General features: G+C 39.7%; 18 protein-coding genes. 5 read left to right on the top strand and 13 right to left on the bottom strand.

Annotated features, from left to right (window positions below; genetic code table 11):
- The first annotated feature begins 223 nt into the window (after positions 1–223).
- From RMY32_RS08290 to RMY32_RS08280, 3 genes are all read left to right on the top strand, one after another.
- Complete coding sequence (locus RMY32_RS08290; RefSeq protein WP_322714507.1) at positions 224–493, top strand: type II toxin-antitoxin system ParD family antitoxin; 270 nt, start codon at positions 224–226, stop codon at positions 491–493.
- Between the two features lie 7 nt (positions 494–500).
- Entirely contained in the window at positions 501–785 is a 285-nt protein-coding gene (locus RMY32_RS08285) for a type II toxin-antitoxin system RelE/ParE family toxin (RefSeq protein ID WP_322714522.1), read from the top strand.
- A gap of 553 nt (positions 786–1,338) precedes the next feature.
- On the top strand, positions 1,339–1,524 hold the full coding sequence (locus RMY32_RS08280; protein WP_322714506.1) for a hypothetical protein: 186 nt from the start codon (positions 1,339–1,341) through the stop codon (positions 1,522–1,524).
- A 309-nt stretch (positions 1,525–1,833) separates the two neighbouring features.
- Here the strand turns inward: RMY32_RS08280 and RMY32_RS08275 are convergent, their stop codons facing one another.
- The 5 genes from RMY32_RS08275 to RMY32_RS08255 all read right to left on the bottom strand — a co-directional run bounded on the left by RMY32_RS08275 (position 1,834) and on the right by RMY32_RS08255 (position 5,375).
- Positions 1,834–3,582, bottom strand: coding sequence for a tetratricopeptide repeat protein (locus RMY32_RS08275; RefSeq protein ID WP_322714505.1), 1,749 nt, complete (start codon positions 3,580–3,582; stop codon positions 1,834–1,836).
- An 11-nt stretch (positions 3,583–3,593) separates the two neighbouring features.
- Positions 3,594–3,797, bottom strand: a complete 204-nt coding sequence (locus RMY32_RS08270; RefSeq protein WP_322714504.1) for a hypothetical protein — start codon at positions 3,795–3,797, stop codon at positions 3,594–3,596.
- A 90-nt stretch (positions 3,798–3,887) separates the two neighbouring features.
- On the bottom strand, positions 3,888–4,010 hold the full coding sequence (locus tag RMY32_RS08265) for a hypothetical protein (protein WP_322714503.1): 123 nt from the start codon (positions 4,008–4,010) through the stop codon (positions 3,888–3,890).
- 167 nt (positions 4,011–4,177) lie between these two features.
- A complete protein-coding gene (locus RMY32_RS08260) occupies positions 4,178–4,618 on the bottom strand; it encodes a hypothetical protein (protein ID WP_322714502.1) in 441 nt (146 codons plus the stop codon).
- Between the two features lie 67 nt (positions 4,619–4,685).
- A complete protein-coding gene (locus RMY32_RS08255) occupies positions 4,686–5,375 on the bottom strand; it encodes a hypothetical protein (protein ID WP_322714501.1) in 690 nt (229 codons plus the stop codon).
- Between the two features lie 450 nt (positions 5,376–5,825).
- Here RMY32_RS08255 and RMY32_RS08250 point away from each other — a divergent pair, with 450 nt between their 5' ends.
- The gene (locus RMY32_RS08250; RefSeq protein WP_322714500.1) at positions 5,826–6,524 is read left to right on the top strand and encodes a DUF305 domain-containing protein; all 699 of its coding nucleotides are present in this window, start codon (positions 5,826–5,828) and stop codon (positions 6,522–6,524) included.
- Positions 6,525–6,635: 111 nt separating this feature from the next.
- Here RMY32_RS08250 and RMY32_RS08245 read toward each other — a convergent pair whose 3' ends face one another.
- The 3 genes from RMY32_RS08245 to RMY32_RS08235 form a co-directional block, all read right to left on the bottom strand.
- Positions 6,636–6,887, bottom strand: coding sequence for a hypothetical protein (locus RMY32_RS08245; RefSeq protein WP_322714499.1), 252 nt, complete (start codon positions 6,885–6,887; stop codon positions 6,636–6,638).
- A gap of 56 nt (positions 6,888–6,943) precedes the next feature.
- Positions 6,944–7,528, bottom strand: coding sequence for a Uma2 family endonuclease (locus RMY32_RS08240; RefSeq protein ID WP_322714498.1), 585 nt, complete (start codon positions 7,526–7,528; stop codon positions 6,944–6,946).
- Positions 7,529–7,643: 115 nt separating this feature from the next.
- On the bottom strand, positions 7,644–8,282 hold the full coding sequence (locus tag RMY32_RS08235) for a peroxiredoxin (protein WP_322714497.1): 639 nt from the start codon (positions 8,280–8,282) through the stop codon (positions 7,644–7,646).
- A 538-nt stretch (positions 8,283–8,820) separates the two neighbouring features.
- Between RMY32_RS08235 and RMY32_RS08230 the strand changes: the two genes are divergently transcribed.
- On the top strand, positions 8,821–9,534 hold the full coding sequence (locus tag RMY32_RS08230) for a hypothetical protein (protein ID WP_322714496.1): 714 nt from the start codon (positions 8,821–8,823) through the stop codon (positions 9,532–9,534).
- A gap of 2 nt (positions 9,535–9,536) precedes the next feature.
- Here the strand turns inward: RMY32_RS08230 and hpsP are convergent, their stop codons facing one another.
- The 5 genes from hpsP to RMY32_RS08205 all read right to left on the bottom strand — a co-directional run bounded on the left by hpsP (position 9,537) and on the right by RMY32_RS08205 (position 16,118).
- Complete coding sequence (hpsP, locus tag RMY32_RS08225; protein WP_322714521.1) at positions 9,537–10,709, bottom strand: hormogonium polysaccharide biosynthesis glycosyltransferase HpsP; 1,173 nt, start codon at positions 10,707–10,709, stop codon at positions 9,537–9,539.
- A 79-nt stretch (positions 10,710–10,788) separates the two neighbouring features.
- Complete coding sequence (gene hpsO, locus RMY32_RS08220) at positions 10,789–11,964, bottom strand: hormogonium polysaccharide biosynthesis glycosyltransferase HpsO (protein ID WP_322714520.1); 1,176 nt, start codon at positions 11,962–11,964, stop codon at positions 10,789–10,791.
- A gap of 76 nt (positions 11,965–12,040) precedes the next feature.
- On the bottom strand, positions 12,041–13,021 hold the full coding sequence (gene hpsN / locus RMY32_RS08215) for a hormogonium polysaccharide biosynthesis glycosyltransferase HpsN (RefSeq protein WP_322714495.1): 981 nt from the start codon (positions 13,019–13,021) through the stop codon (positions 12,041–12,043).
- Positions 13,022–13,291: 270 nt separating this feature from the next.
- A complete protein-coding gene (gene hpsL / locus RMY32_RS08210) occupies positions 13,292–14,947 on the bottom strand; it encodes a hormogonium polysaccharide biosynthesis protein HpsL (RefSeq protein WP_322714494.1) in 1,656 nt (551 codons plus the stop codon).
- Between the two features lie 394 nt (positions 14,948–15,341).
- Complete coding sequence (locus tag RMY32_RS08205; protein WP_322714493.1) at positions 15,342–16,118, bottom strand: glycosyltransferase family A protein; 777 nt, start codon at positions 16,116–16,118, stop codon at positions 15,342–15,344.
- Positions 16,119–16,505: the final 387 nt, after the last annotated feature.

The following is a 16,505-nucleotide window of genomic DNA, read 5'->3' as shown; positions in this document are numbered from 1 at the left end:
TTACATGTTAAAAAGCGCAATAAATTGCCACTTTAATTCAGCTTAACGTGGTTATGGTGCATTTTGAAGAGAGTTAAATCTGTGCGATCACAGTGCAAGTGAGGTAATTTGCGTATAAGTCAATACACCCAAAGTTTTAACATCTAGTGAATGCGATCGCAATGGACTCTAGTCAGTTCGCATCTAGAATTAGAATATGAGAACAAAAATATGGTAAAAATTTATGAATATTTCCTTAACAACCGAGCTTGAGCAGTTTATTTTAAGTCAGGTTGCAAGCGGGAAGTACAACTCAAATGAGGAAGTGATTCTTGCAGGTATTAAGCTGTTGGAGGAACGGGAACGTATTTACAAGGGTCGGTTTGAGGAATTGCAAAGAGAAATTATGATTGGGGTTGAGCAACTCGATCGTCAAGAACGACTCGACGGTAGAGAAGTAATTGAGCAACTGCGTCAAAAGAACCAAGCTTTGAGAAAGACTCAGGGGCAATAATGAGTTTATATTTTTATCGCCTCAAGCTACCCAAGACTTACAAGAAATTAACGATTACCTGTTTGCTGGAAATCCAGATATCGCAGATAGACTTCTCACAATCATCACTCAAAAGTTTGATATCTTAGCACAGTTTCCCAGTATGGGGCGTAGGCGGGATGAGCTTTTACCTGCGTTGCGTAGCTTTCCAGTTGATGATTATTTGATATTTTATCGCCCAATTGCAGAGGGGATTGAAGTTGTGCGGATAGTGAGTGGCTACCGCGATTTAGAGGCGCTATTTTTAGATTAACATAACTGCTTTTGGAGAACCTATTAATATAGGACTTACGCACTATACAAATCAACTAAAACGTGTATTACGGTATTTAGTCTTTTCAGAGGCTTCAGATAACCCTGATTTATTCCGACATTTGCGATCGCTGGATGCAAAACATGGCTAAAATACCCAAATTGTGTTTAGTACTTATGTACGATGCGTAAGTCCTATAATAGATGTTTAATTGGTTCTCTTTTCGGTAATTGATTTGCAGAAGATTGATTCGGGATGGGTATATTTAAGTTTTCGCCATCTCAGTACTGTTGTAATTTTGATTGGGCGAACTTCTGATTTTTTACAAACTTTTGTACTTGTGCCATTATTGTAATTGTCTCCCAGAATGGGGGTTTACAGAAAGGCGATCGCAGGCTCTTGACGGAGGGCGATCGCCTTTCTTATTTTTATATTAAAGTATAATTTTATACTTGTAAAGCTTTAATTTAAAAATAATTTGGCATTACTGAATTGCGGCAAGAATTCAAATGTAGAGACGTTGCAATGCAATGTCTCCATAGGAACAGCCAAGATGGTTATACTGTTTCACCTTAAGATTTGTACCTTTTTCTTTTTCAGTCAAAGGTGTCGTTTGTTGAATTCGGGCGATCGTTTGTTGAATTCGGTGCGTCGTTTGTTGAATTCGGGCGATCGTTTGTTGAATTCGGTGCGTCGTTTGTTGAATTCGGTGCGTCGTTTAGGGAACTCCAAAAAATAAATTATCCAATTTGTCTACTCAACTAGACTTCTTTCTTCCTTGTCCCCCTTGTCCCCCTTGTCTTCCTTGTCCCTCTGCTATGGAATATTTTTTTACTTGGAAGTCCCTTATTGAATTCGGGGTGTCGTTTATTATTTTTGTTCAATTTTAATTTGAGGAGGATAAAACCGAAACACAAAAAGACTTTTCACCCAGTAAAGAGCAATGCACTGAGTTTACGGTAAGCGCAGCGATGCACTGAGCCGGTCGTTGTGTCGAACTGCGACGCCGAAGTGTCCCCAGTTCCTTGCTATAATCACAACTTTCGCTTCACTCAAATAACCCTAAAAGCTTCTCCCACCAGGAATTATTAGCATTATTCTTAACTTTACGGCTAGCATTCTTTTTAGCCTGGAGATTTTCTAAATTTTCCCGAACAGTAACTGTATTGGGATGATTTACCCCAAACACCTGCTGACAAATTTTTAAAGCTTGCAGAAACAGGGGTTCGGCTTGGTCGTAGCGTCCTTGAAAATAGTAGAGTAATGCCAAGTTGTTCAGGCTGGTGGCAACATGGAAATGTGCATCTCCCAGCAAGCGTTTATAAAGTTCTAAAGCTTGCAGATACAGGGGTTCGGCTTGGTCGTAGCGTCCTTGAGAATCGTAGAGATTTGCCAGCCAGCTAAGGCTGGTGGCAACATTAGGATGTGCATCTCCCAAACGGGTTTGCACCGTTGATAATCCTTGCTCATACCAAGGTGCTGCTAAGGTATACAAACCTTGTCCTTGATAGAATTTGCCCAAGCCAGTGAAAACCCAAGCTAAATTTTCATCCTCCACAGCATCAATCAGATTTTGTGCCACCTCAATTAAATGGGGAATTGCCAGTTGCACTAACTTGATATCCTCAAGAGTGAGAGATTCAGGTATTTTCTCAGCAATTTCTACTAATGCTGCGGCAAAGGCTTTTTTGAGTTCATCAACCGTATTTAACCTTGCCAATTTCCCCCGCAAAAACTCCCTAATTAAAGGATGAATTTTATAGCAACTTTCTCCTTCTGCTACGCTTTGAATTAAATGACGTTTATAAAGTTGCTTTCTCGCTTCGTCAACATCTGCCTTTGCCCAATTTAGCTGCTGACTGACAGATTCAACTATTTGCCAAGGAATGATATCTGAGGCGAATAAACTCAACAACTCACCGACACGCTGTGTCATATAATCGAGTTGTTGCCAGCTTAATTCAAATACGGCTTCTAATTGAGATTGTTGCTGGGCTGGCAATTGCTGTAAAATCTCTGCCAAAGATAAATTTGGATCTTCTGCTAAATACGCGCCCACTAATTGCAAACCTAAAGGCAGATATCCCAGCCATTTACATAAATTTGCTGCCGTTTGTGGTTCCCGTTGCACCCGCCGATCGTTTTCACCCAACAAAGCTGTCAACAATTTCAAAGCATTCTCTGGTGAGAGTTCATCCAAAGTTATCTGTTGAACTGTTGAACCGAGATTTCGCAACCGAGTTGTCATCAATATACGGAAGCGGTTATCTGTTGGCAGGACTTGACGAGAATTTTCCCAGTTAATCACATCGTCAACATTGTCCAATACTACCAAAACTAGTCCTGTTTGTGGTTGCCAATTATGCCAGCACCATTTTGCTTGTTCCTGGGAAGTCAGTAAGGTTTGCGGTACTTCCAGTTTCATGTAAAACTGAGCAAACTCCACAATCTCTGCTGCTAAATTTGGTTTTCTGGCATCTAACCAGCAAAGCCCACCAGGATAATTGACTTTGTAGCGCTGTGCGTATTGTGTCGCCAGTTCAGTTTTACCGATTCCTCCCATAGCAGCCACAGCCAAAATTGCCGCGTTGTCATTTTGCAGCAACTTTTTATGTAGTTCTACAAGTTTCTCATCCCGCCCGACAAAGTTCGCAACACCCCGATAAGGAATATTATTTGGAGGAGATGAGTGTAACTGCTGAGTAGGATAGTGGATACTAATATCGCCTTGATAAACTGTTTCACCCCCAACCTGAGTTTGCCAGCCCTTAGCATTGTCTTGGTTGCTTTGGTTCATGATGGCTCAATTCAAGAATTGGGGGGTGCATGATGAATGTTAATCTCGCCTTGATAAACTGTTCCACCCTCAACTTTAGTTTGCCATCCTTTGGCATTGTCTTGATTGATTTGGGTCATATTGCTTTTGTCTACTATCTTACCAGCCTCAATCTCACGAGCCAGTATTTCTACTTCTTTAGCAAACTCTGGTTGTTCGTGTAAAATTATCTGCAAGTAAGCAGCAACTCTGTCTAAATCGGGTTTCGAGCCTTTTTAAGCAGCAACGAGGGCTGTTTCTGCTTTCAGATTTCCCCGTAACTTCTCCTAAATCTTTTTTCGCAGCTCGTCCATTTTTACTAGGGCTGCTTCAGTGAATTTCTCGATAGTTTTCTCAAATGCTTTGGTAAAAGCGAGGGTTGCGATCGCACTAGCTGTGATTGGTTCCAAAATATCCTACCTTATCCAGCGATATCTTCACTGATGGATACAATAGCATCTGTTTGGATTCCACAAAATTAGGGATGAGAGGGAATATGAACCTGGTTATTACAAAGACGCGATAAATCGCCGTCTCTACAAGCGGTTTATTGTGTCTGTTGCTATGATTCTAAATTTCACAAAATCTCTGCCAACTTTCCCACCAGAGTATTTGCTAAATCCACTAATCTGATATCATCGGTATCAACACTATTTCCTTCACCAGCTAACAAGCTTCTCACAGCAGATAGCCTGTCATCTACTTGAGAAATTCTCCAAGATTCATCTAAGTTTACGGCAAAATCAAACAGCGATCGCTCTCCTAAATGCTCTCTTACCCTCACAGCTACACTATCATTACTTACCAAAAATTCTTTAATAGTATCTAATTGAAAATTACCTAATATTTCGTCATGTCCCCACGTTTCTAGCCAGTCTCCCTCCACATCTTCAACGTAAATATTCACAAAATCAACTCCATAAGTTAGCCAGTTTTGCTGCATTTGTCGCGCCGTCGCTAAAGCTTCAGCAAATGTATCTACTTGATTGTTGCAGTGAGTTTCTCTCTTATTAGGCATAAAAGCTGTAATTAGCACTTAAGTATATAGGCTAGACACAAATCGGAAATATGAAATTCCTGAAAAGTCACGAAAATTTTAAATATTTGCCACCAGAAAGGTAATCACTGTTATACAGCGCCACGTTGACTAACTGGTTGACAAAATTAGCATCTTTGGGATTGTAACTTAAGAACAGCCCCCTCTCGATTTCCCACGATCGCAGTGTATTTTGCCAAGCTTCGTACTTTTGATGATTGAGTTCTTCACTAACACTGGTAACTTGAATACACAGTGGTTGATTGTTACGACTAACAATTAAATCTGTTGCCATAGAAAGGTCGGCTATATAACGCTGCCAAAAACTACCTTCTCGCTGAACAATATCTTGAGCTATCGATCTAATGATATCATTATCAACCTGATTAAACTCGCCTGCCATCAATTTTTGTTTCCAAATATAAAACTTGGAGTCACTTGCATTGAACCATCTGGGAAAGAGATAACCATACCAATATCTCTCAATCGGCGTCATCATCTCGAACTTTGCTTTTTGTTCCTCTTCTGAAGGTAAGGATTTAATCATCAGCCAAATTGCAGAATCTGTAATCACCTCTAGCAGAAAGGCAATTACAAAGGGTTTTGCAGTCAGAGAACCTGGCTTGATGTCTTTTACCCAACGATTGATTTCATCTAATCTTCTCGCTAGATTATGATCTATCGAGGAGGCTTGCTCGATAAGGGACTTTAACCGATCCTTAATTTCTGTTGCTTGCAAACGATGCCCTACTTTCAGAAAATTACGCTTTTTTACATATTGATTACTAGATTTTAACTTGAAAATGTATTTAATTAATCTCCTAATGCGATCGAATATTCGCTAGGTCGATGCCCTGTAAACGTGAAACCTCCCGCAGTCGAGCGATTTCTTACTCTGCGTGTTTAGCCCGTTCTTCTGCCTCTTCGGCACGTAAACGTTCTTGTTCAAAATAACTTAGTTTTCTGAAATAGCGTCAGCAATCGATTCTACAGTAGCAGGTTCAGACATTAGCGATCGCTCGTAAACCCGATAAATCTCCCATATACCGAGTATAGGTATGAGCAATTAGTGCAATGAGAAACAAGATCCCTGGCTTTGTAAAAATAAGTTATCGGTAATCTTTAGATTTTATCTTAATTTCATTGGATTATTAGATAGTTAAAATTAGAAATATGTTAAGTAAGATTTATGCAACTGCTATTTTTCAGGAATGGTTTTTTAGCGCTAAGTTTTGTTGCGATCGCTTCAACTGGTGGGTTAATTACAGGCTGTAGCAATACTGCTTCCCAGAACCAAAGCCAAGCGCCAAAGGAAACCACCAGCAATGCTAATGACAAGCAGATGATGAATCACGGTGGTGGCATGATGAATCACAGTATGGGAATGGATTTAGGCCCAGCCGATGCCAATTTTGATTTACGATTTATCGATGCTATGACACCGCACCATCAAGGGGCTGTGGAAATGGCGAATGTTGCGCAGCAGAAATCAAAACGTCCTGAAATCAAAAAGCTAGCAGACAATATCATCAAATCGCAAAACCAAGAAATCACTCAGATGAAGCAGTGGCGACAAACTTGGTATCCCAAGGCGGGAGATAAACCAATGGCTTACAACAGTCAAATGGGCCACATGATGGAAATGTCATCTGACCAAATGAAAACTATGATGATGAGTCAAGATTTAGGTGCAGCTGATGCGGAATTTGATCTGCGCTTTATCAATGCGATGATTCCTCACCATGAAGGGGCTGTAACAATGGCGCAAGATGCCTTAAGTAAGTCGAAACGCCCTGAAATCAAGAAATTAGCCCAAGAAATTGTTAAAGCCCAAGATATCGAAATTAAACAAATGCAACAGTGGCGAAAAGCTTGGTACAACAAGTAATTCGTAATGCCGCTCTCTACGAGACGCTAAAAGCGAAGTGGACTCGCTACCGCTACGCTAACGTAAGTCAGGTTAAAATTTGGAAATAGTACCAGAACAACATTACCTCGCTTAAAGGTTTGTTTTGGCTGCGTCATAGTTGTCATAAATACTCATTTCCGAACTCTCCCAGTCCTCTACAAAGGTTGCTAGATGCGATCGCAAAATCTCAGCCTGCGCTTTGTTAATTCCCTGAGAAGCTAGGTCAATCTCATTCGACCTTATAAAAGTCACAATTACTCGCGTTCCTTCATCTATATCAGTAGGTTGTTCAGTGAGTTCCACTCTACCATTACGATATGTCCCTTCAACACTAATCAACATTTTTTACCTCGCTGCTTTGCTGTATCGTCACCAGCCTAAATTTAAATAAAATTTTCTCACCAAATTTTACTCATATTCAAAATAAACCCAGGCAACACCAACTCGCCGCTTACACTAGCAGGATTATCTAAACATTCCTTTGGCAATCCAGGACGATAAATATAAACTTGACGCTGCTTACGGTCAATCAACCAACCTAACTGTATTCCTGGCTCATTCATATATTCCTCCATTTTTTCTTTCAAAATCTGGAGGTTGTCGCTAGGAGATTTGAGTTCAACTACAAAATCTGGACAAATCGGAGCAAACTTTTCTTGTTGTTTTGGAGACAGAGAATTCCATCTTTCTAGTTTAATCCACGAGGCATCTGGCGATCTGTTTGCACCTGTTGATAGTTTAAATCCAGTACTAGAGTCAAAAGTTATACCTGTACCATCTTGTTCCGACCACACCCATAACTGTCCTGAGATATTACCTGCTCGGTTTCCTGTCTCTGAACCAGTAGGAGGCATAATTAGCAATTCTCCACTCTTTTTTCGCTCAATGCGTAAGTCACGATTCACCTGACAGAATTCAAAAAATTGTTCGTCTGTCATTTGCATTGATGACGGAATTTGCAAAACCAAAGGAGATGAGAACATCGGGGTTTCCTCCAGCTTCAGATGCCTAGCCTACTGACTATATTCTCACGCAAAAAACAAAGACGCAAAATTATATCTTTGCGCCCTTGCTTTTTATCCGAAATCATTTTCAGATTTACTTGTTAGGCTGAGGAGTTACCCGCAGATAGGGTTTGACTTCCTCATAACCTTTAGGGAATTTCTGTTTTAGTACTTTTGGATCTTTCAGTGAAGGGACAATTACAACATCCTCTCCATCTTTCCAGTCTGCTGGTGTCGCCACGCTGTAATTATCAGTCAATTGCAGAGAATCAATCACCCGCAAAAGTTCGTCAAAGTTACGTCCTGTGCTGGGAGGATAAGTGAAACTCAGGCGGAGTTTTTTATTGGGGTCAATCACGAAAACCGATCGCACTGTCACAGCCGCATTAGCATTCGGGTGGATCATGTCGTACAGATCCGCAACCTTGCGATCTGCATCTGCCAAAATCGGGTAGTTCAGAGTGGTGCTTTGAGTTTCTTCAATGTCTCCCACCCAGCCTTTATGGGATTCTACGTCATCAACGCTGAGTGCGATCGCTTTGACATTGCGCTTGTCAAATTCTGGTTTGAGCTTGGCAACTGTGCCAAGTTCTGTTGTACAAACAGGTGTAAAATCAGCAGGGTGAGAGAACAGCACAACCCAGCTGTCACCTGCCCATTGGTAAAAATCGATGTCGCCGTGTGTTGAGGCTTGCGTAAAGTTGGGTACTGTGTCACCTAGACGGAGAGCCATGAGAGATTCCCTGTAGTTAGAAAGGCATATATATTCTAGTATGCCATCATGACATAAAACCCCTATTTCCCAATCGGACTTTAGCAGTTTGAAACAAAATTTTAGGTTGTCAGCGCTCTCGGATAACCGAAGAAAGAGAGGTAAAAACTATTAGACCTCTTGCAAAAATATATTTTTGCAATCTTAGGGGAAAGGGTAAAGGTTAAAGGGAAAGGATTTTAAGTTTCTTTACCCTTTTACCGGACAAATGCCAATAATTCTATTGACTAAAGTTCATATGTATGCATTTAATTAATATGTCTTCCCTATAGATTTTTCTTTACATAGAGGATTGCAAATATCAAGGCGATAGATGACTACAAGCTATTGCACTCTAGGTTTATTGAGTTGCAATATTTCCACATTATTGCAGAACTACGAGAAATTTTTTTAGCATAAATACAAGATTTTGAAAATTTTATAATGTGTTAAAAATTAATTTTATAACGCAAGTATTGAGAATAAAGACTACAAAATATTTCTTATTTTTGAATAACTTATGATGATACTAACCTTTTTAGTGATTGGTGTTATCCTCAGCACAACTGCGAGTTTTGTTTTTGGAGTTCCTTGGTTGATGCCAATTTTAGGTGCTGCTGTCCCCTATCCCATTTTCTTTTTACAAGTGCGTCGTCAAGAATATAAAAGTGCTTTTTGGTGGATGTTACTGTGGGGAGTTTTGCAGAGTATTGCCGTGATTATAGCAACAACAATCGCGCCACAAACAGCAGCAAAAGTCATTCTCCGCGGACAGTCATACACTACAGAAATGTTCCACTGGATTCGCACGGGAGAAGGTATGGAAGGAACAATCCGTTTATTTTTACCAAACCATTTATTGCACTACGGAATTTTTTGTCTTCTCTGCGTTGTCACCTTAAGTAGCGCAGCATTGATATTTGGTACTTGGATGCTGAACTACATGAATTTTTATGTTGCAGAATTAGTGAAAATGAGTGCTAAACCTTGGTTAGCAGCTATTTTAGGATGGTATCCGTGGTCAATTTTGCGAATAATCGGGTTTATCGCTACTGGGGTGGCTTTAGCTGCATTAGGATTAAATCTAATAACTCGCATCAGAGGCGAAGTTCCAAAGTCTCCCTTTCCGAAAACTTATATATTGATTGGAATTGGTTTTGTGATTGCGGATATTGTTGTGAAAGCTGTTCTAGCGCCTATTTGGCAAAAACTGCTTTTATCTGCGTTGGGTTAAATTCATTTGTTTGTGAGAATTTTCTGGTAGGCTTGGATTGTTTGCCTTGCGATCGCATCCCAGCTAAAATTTTCCAAGGCATACTTTTGAGCGTTTAATCCCCGTCGTTGGCGTTCTGCGGGATTTTGCAAAGCTTCTTGTAGTAACTCTACCAGTGCTTGTACATCTGTTGCGCCTACCCAACCCGACTCGCTATCACGTATCTGTTGACAAATATGTACTTGGTCAGAAATGACTACAGGTACACCTGCTACCATCGCTTCAGCTACAGCAATCCCAAAATTTTCGTAGTAGGAAGGTAAGACAAATAAATCAGCAGCTTGTAGTAAACTAACTTTGAGTTCACCAGAGACAAAGCCTGTAATTGTAGTGTGCGATCGCAATGGTGAATTTTGAATTTGGGATATTATCTTTTGTTCGTAATCTGGTTCTTGGGGATTAGTCCCAGCTAAGACAAAATGAAACTTAGAACCAACCGCTAACAGCTTTTCTAGCGCCGGAATCAACAAATTTAACCCTTTTTTCGGGTCAATTCGTGACATAAACAGCACCAATGGTACATCCTTTGGTATTTCTAACTGACTATATACATTTTGAATAGAAGATTGACGGGGAATCACACCCAAGGGAATCACCAAACCTGGTGTAGATACTCCAAATCGTTCTGATATTTTAGCTTCTTGGTCGCTGGTAAAATGAATTGCTGCGGCACTAGCTAAATTTTGACGTTCTATAATTGCCACATAAAGCTGTTTTAATTGCTTTTTCTTTTGTAAATCAGCCGGATCGAGAGTACCCAAAGGACGGAAAATATAAGGTAGTTTTTGCTGACGACAGACAAGAGCAGCAGCACTAATTATTGGCGAGAATAGAGCATGAATATGTGCTATATCAAACTCATGAGCGTGACGTTTTAGCCAGTTTAATAAATCTAGGGAAAATTTGTAGCGACGAAATGGCGCGCAACGAAAGTAAATTATTTCATAGCCATCTTGTTTAATTGGGCGATTTAAAGGAACATCCAGAGGTGTTTGACCATTATCGCCATTACTATCAGTTGTGAGAATTGTAACTTCTACTCCCTCTTTGACTAACGCCGGAGCTAATCCAAGTACCATTTGACTCGGCCCGCCGTAAATTAAAGAAATTGAGGGAACAATTTGTAACACTTTCATTTTTTTGTCATTTGTCATTTGTCCTTTGTGATTTGTCATTTGACTTTTGCCCTTTATTATTCACTACAATGACTAATGACTAATGACTAATGACTAACTCTTGATAAAACTCTAATTGCTGTTTAGCCAAAGCTTTATTTGTATATTGAATCATTGCTTTTTGATAACCCATTTCACCGAGAGTATGAGCAAAATCTGGTTTATCCATTAATTGAACTAAGCAATTAGCAAGAGCTTGAATATCACCTTCAGGAAATACTAAGCCAGCATCGCCAATTACATAGGGAATTTCCCCAGAATCAGAACCAATTACAGGAACTTGGCAAGCCATTGCTTCAATTAGCACATGACCAAATTGCTCTTTCCAGCCAGCAGAAGTTAAGGTTTTAAACTTGTAAGTTGTTTCTGAAGGTAATACTAAAGTACTCATTAAATTGATATAACTTGCAACCTCATGATGAGGAACACTTTCTCTCAAAATTAATCTATCTTTAATATTGTTTTCTGCCGCAATTTTCATTAATTCACTTTGCAACTCTCCTCGTCCCAATAATAGTAATTTCCAAGGTTTATTTGTCAAAGTAGTTAAAGCTTGCAAAAGCGTTAATAAACCCTTTTCTTGCACAAAGCGACCTACAAAACCTACTATAAAATCTTCTTTTTCAATGCCCAACTTAGCTGCTAACTCTGGTTGAACTTTGGGAGTAAATAAACTTTCATCTACACCCAGTTGTGGCATGACTTTAATTGCACCTGTATATCCCCGTTGCCGCAAAATTTCTGCTCCATCTTGATTGCCAGAAATAATCCCGTGGCTGTGGTTAAGGTTATATTTTTCTAATAGAGAAATTGGTAGTTTCAGTTTATAAGGAAGATTCCACCAAGTAAAAAATATATTTTTAGAATTGAGTCCTAATAGCTGATTTAAGGCAATCATTTGAGTATAAGCCAAGGCTCTCGAACCTTGTTCAACTTGGATGATTTGCGGGCGGAATTGTTTTAATAAAGATATCAAATCAGCGCCAAAAGTAAGAAGTCCCTGATGATTTTTACTAAAATTAGAAACTGGAACTATTTTAAATCTGCCTTCATCACGGTATTCAGTTTCAATAATTTTGTTTTGTACACCGCCTGGTTTCCAGCGCTTTGGGACTACAACTGTCACTTCAATGTCAGATTCTAGTTTAGATAAAGCGCGTAATTTTTCACAGTTGAGGTCTACGATATAAGTGTGACTAGCAACTAAGATTTTCATTGTCATTTGTCATTTGTCATTTACTAATTCCTAACTCTTAACTCCTAACTCCTAACTCCTAACTCCTAACTCCTAACTAAACTTGTTCATCCAATCGACTGTAAATTTGACCATCGTTCCATAATGATTGGATGACAGTACCCAAGGCTTTGAAAAAACCCAAAATGTAGAAAATACCGCGAGTGGCAATTTTGATGGGAGAACCGCTTTTGTGACAAGGTGGTCGTCCGAGAACGTGACAGTCAAATAAACGACCATATAAACGCAAAGCTTGAGTTGCAGTCAGGTTTTTCAACCCCAGTAAAAAATGGTTGTGGTAGAAGGTGAGTTGATATTTTAGCGATCGCATACTAATATCGTGACAACCCCCTGTTTCTTCGCCTAAATGCACCAAATGGGCTTCTGGGTCGTACCAAATCTTATACCCTGTCTGTCTTACCCGCAAACAAAAATCTGACTCTTCGCGTACTGCACTACCGCGAAACCTTTCATCAAACCTCAATCCATACTTAGTAAAGATTTCGCGGCGAAATGACATATTACAGCCCCTCGCTGTCAGCACTTGTTGGGGTTTGATGGTATGTACTAAATCAATATGATACCAAGCAATTCCTGGGTCCATAGCTTCGGGAGGCAGATATTCAATCTCTAAATCTCCTCCAGAATCACCTAATTTCATTCTGTCAAAGACCCGACCGGCTACAGCCCCCACCTCTGGATTTTGCACATAATTTTTCGCATGGGCTGCTAACAATCCAGGGGTTAACTGAACATCATCATCAATAAACAATATTATTTCACCAGATGACCGCCGGACGGCATAATTCCGCGCCCCTGGCAAACTTGCCCAATCTAAGCGCAACCATTTAATTTTACCTGCCTTTGCCATCTCTTCTAGGTAGGCTTGAATTTCTGGTTGGTGTTTTGGAGTTTGGTCTACAATTAAAACTTCAAAATTTGGATAATCCTGTTTTAAGACATCCACAATGCTATCGCGTAGTGCTTCTTCTCGTCCGTAGGTTGCAATAACTACAGTAACTAATGGACAATTATTCATAAATTTTATTAAGTAATTTTACTACCTATATAATAGCCTTGTAGAAATTAATTTTCATGAAATTCAGTAAGTGGCTGTTGCTTTAATTTACATACTGTATTTTCACGGATTTTGGAAAACCTCACTTTCATTCCTCTCCCTGACTACGAAATTACTTACCCATCAATAAGTATCATCGAAAAATAAGTGTATGGCGAGAATTTCGAGGTAGGTTTGAAATACTGAGGTATTTTTGACCTCCAATCATATCTTTGGCCATTTTTATTTCATTTAAATTGTTTTTAGACGTTTTTTCTTCTTTTTTTGATCGGGGTTGGCTTCTTCCTTATCTTGTTTCTCCAGTTCTGGTAACTTAAAAAGAACTCCCGCAAAAAACCAATAATAGGCCGCGACAGGATCGACATCCAGAGGATAGTAGTAAGTGTTGGTGCTAATAAACAATATAAACACCCACAAAGCTGCTCCGGAACTACGGAAATTACGGTTCTTTATGGAGCGATAGGTTTTAAAGCCCAGAATTGTTAAACTTGTTACCAAACCCAGAAACGATAGTAATCCAAAAATTCCTACTTCATAAAGTACTTTGGGATAGTAGGTTTCCACAAGCTTAGTTTGGCCCATCACACGGGCAGAGTTTGTTGCTCGTCCTAAGCCGCTTCCCAATGGCCCGTCTACGTTTTTCCAATTTTCTTCAAATTGCTGGATGATAAAATCTTGAGGTGGTGAAGCGTTCCAACGACTGATAAAACTCTCGGTTCTCTCTTGTACGACAGCAGGGTTACTCACCATCGCAATTCCCAGAATGAAGGCAAGTCCCACGCCTATAGGGATAAATCGTTTCAGGTTGCCAAGTTGTCCGGTAAGCAATAGCAAAATCCCGAAGCAGATTGGTACTAAAGCTAAGGCGATTCTCTGCCCAGAGATTACAGCATCGATAAAGACTCCCACTATAGAAGCTAAACCGATAATCCGCCATATTGGCGAGGGATCGGTGAAGCCGGTGGCAAAGGTAAAAAAGGTGCTAGAAATTAAAAACCATGCCCATTGCCAAGGAGCTACAAATGTCCCTGGTAGACGAATAACCCCTTCTTCGGGACTATATACTAGCGCTCCACCAAAATAACATCGGGCTTCGAGTGTTGCTCTAAATAAAGCATCTCCTTCCAGACCTCTAGTACCCTGACAGACACCAGTTAGTAGTAAAAAATATTGAATAAATCCCAGCGCGCAGCAAATCAGTGTGAGGACAATCTGGAGGCGCAATAAAAATAGAAAATCCCGCTTATCGCGAATTAGATAGTAGGCACAACCAATCAAAGGGACATAGCCTAAAAATACTTTTAGTCCCAGAATTCCCATACCTAATGGTATTTCTGGGGGTGCTTTTTCTAATAGTCCTGCACTAGGCGGGTTAAATTGCTGTCCACCATTAACAAACAACAGTGTTAGCAGACTGCAAGCTAAAACAATATAAAGTGGGATTCTAATACCTTTGGGAATAATTATCGGTAGCCCCTGCCTACGGCAAGTTTGCCAAAGTCCAATTAGCGCTGGAACGTAAAAGGCATCTTTAGCTAATTGGAGTATGGGACTATTGCCCAAGTAGTAGGTGACAGTACCTCCAATAGGTATGTAAATAATGAAGGCATATAGAGCTTGGCGCGGATATTTGTAGGAAAGGGACATGACTATTATCCCTAACACGCCAGGGACTGCTGCTTTAATTCCAGCTACGAAAAAAAGTAGAATGCCAACGAAGACACCGCCAAAAATGGCGGTGGTGAGTAAGCTAGTGAGTTCTTTACGTACTTGAGCAGATTTGCGCTTTTGGGCTAACTGTTCTTTGAGACTAAGGGTAGAAGTTTCCTTTTTAGCCTGCTTTTTCGATTTTTTAGATTGCTGAGATTTCGATTTAAATTTTGGCATAGTGGCACTGTAGCCTATCAGCCTCGCAAAAGACTCCATTATATAGGACTAATATTTGATTTATAAAATACACGTAGGGGCCAGTGCGTTGCGGAGGTTCCCGACGCTCGATTACTCGCTCTAAGCGTTGGTACAGCCTCTTAACGTGAGTTCGACAAGCCCTTTTTTGACCTCTCCCCCAACCCCTCTTGGACACCCAGAGGAAAGCCAAAACCCTAATTTTTCGTTGCTCCTCCCTTTCCTACGGGGAAAGGGAGGTTGGGAGGGAGAGGTTCATCGAATTCACGTCATTTTAGCTCTGCCATGCCACTACGGCACAATTTCAAGCTTTTGGTGCGTTACACTTTGCTAACACACCATATAAGGCTATTTATGAGATTTTTCCAAAAACAATTTAAAATTCCGATAGTTGAAAAATCTCTCTGGATTGTTGTAATTTGTATAATCCAAATTCATCTTTCAATGATTGATTTAACAATTTACGATTAAAAATACTAAATCTTAATCTTTTTGAATTTTCAAAAAGATTTTCTCCTGTTTCCAAAATATAAACTGCACCTGGAAATGGTAATGATCTAATGGATTTTCCTTTGTTCTTTAAAATCTCTCTCACTTTAGCGTGGTCTATATAATATTTATAGTATCCGTAGCCACGATTATATTCTGCGGTTTCTGGCAAATCATTCAAATCATATCGAATAATGTTACAAGTACCGCACATTTTATAAAAATTGCTTCTCTTGATATATATGTAATCACTGCCTTCTTGATATTTATAACCTTTATTTATAAACCATCCATTAGAATCAGGGTGTTGTTGAACAAATTTAGCTAAATTTCCACTAACACAATCGTCAGCATCAACTGTCATAGTGTGAGTGGGATAAAATTGACGAGCATAAACTAATCCTTTTAAGATTTTACGCCCTTTATCTGTGTCTCCTTTGGCTTCAGGGCTAGGCTCGTTTGGAAGCGAAAAATCAACTGTAATGTATGTAATATGAGGATGAGTGAATTCTATTTTGGGCTTTTCGTTACAAACAACAATAACGTGAAATTTAGATGAGGTTTGATTGCAAACTGATTTAATACATCTTTCAAATAATTGTGTAACACGCTCCCAAGAATTGGAAACTTGTGCACTTTTGAGTGGGATAACAAAAACAAGCACTGTATTTTATCAGAACAAACAGCTAGGAATCTCGAAGCAAATAATAACACGTTATGACTGACGCTAAGACTAAATGTCAGTAGATGGGGTAAAAGTAGCGAGTCTGACACGAGCCGCCACGCAATGGCTGTAAGTCTTGCTAGGAAAGGCTTACAAAAATAAAATTGCTCTTTTTACCAAAAAACGGAAAAAAAGCTTGTTTTGGCTGTATCAATTGAAGTTTAGGCTATTTGGTGCTACATTTAGTAATACCAATTCTTTATGAAGCTGCGCTAAATAAAGCTTCGAGAATAAAGTCGTAAGAAGTAAGGGAAGCAATGTATTCTGGTGTAATTGTTTCTAGGACAGAAGCTAGCTTTTGACGTAGTTGAGTAAGGGTTTTGCAAT

This window comes from Nostoc sp. ChiSLP03a (genome assembly GCF_034531215.2).
In the GTDB taxonomy this organism is placed as follows: domain Bacteria; phylum Cyanobacteriota; class Cyanobacteriia; order Cyanobacteriales; family Nostocaceae; genus Nostoc.
This window is presented reverse-complemented; position numbering and strand designations above follow the sequence as displayed.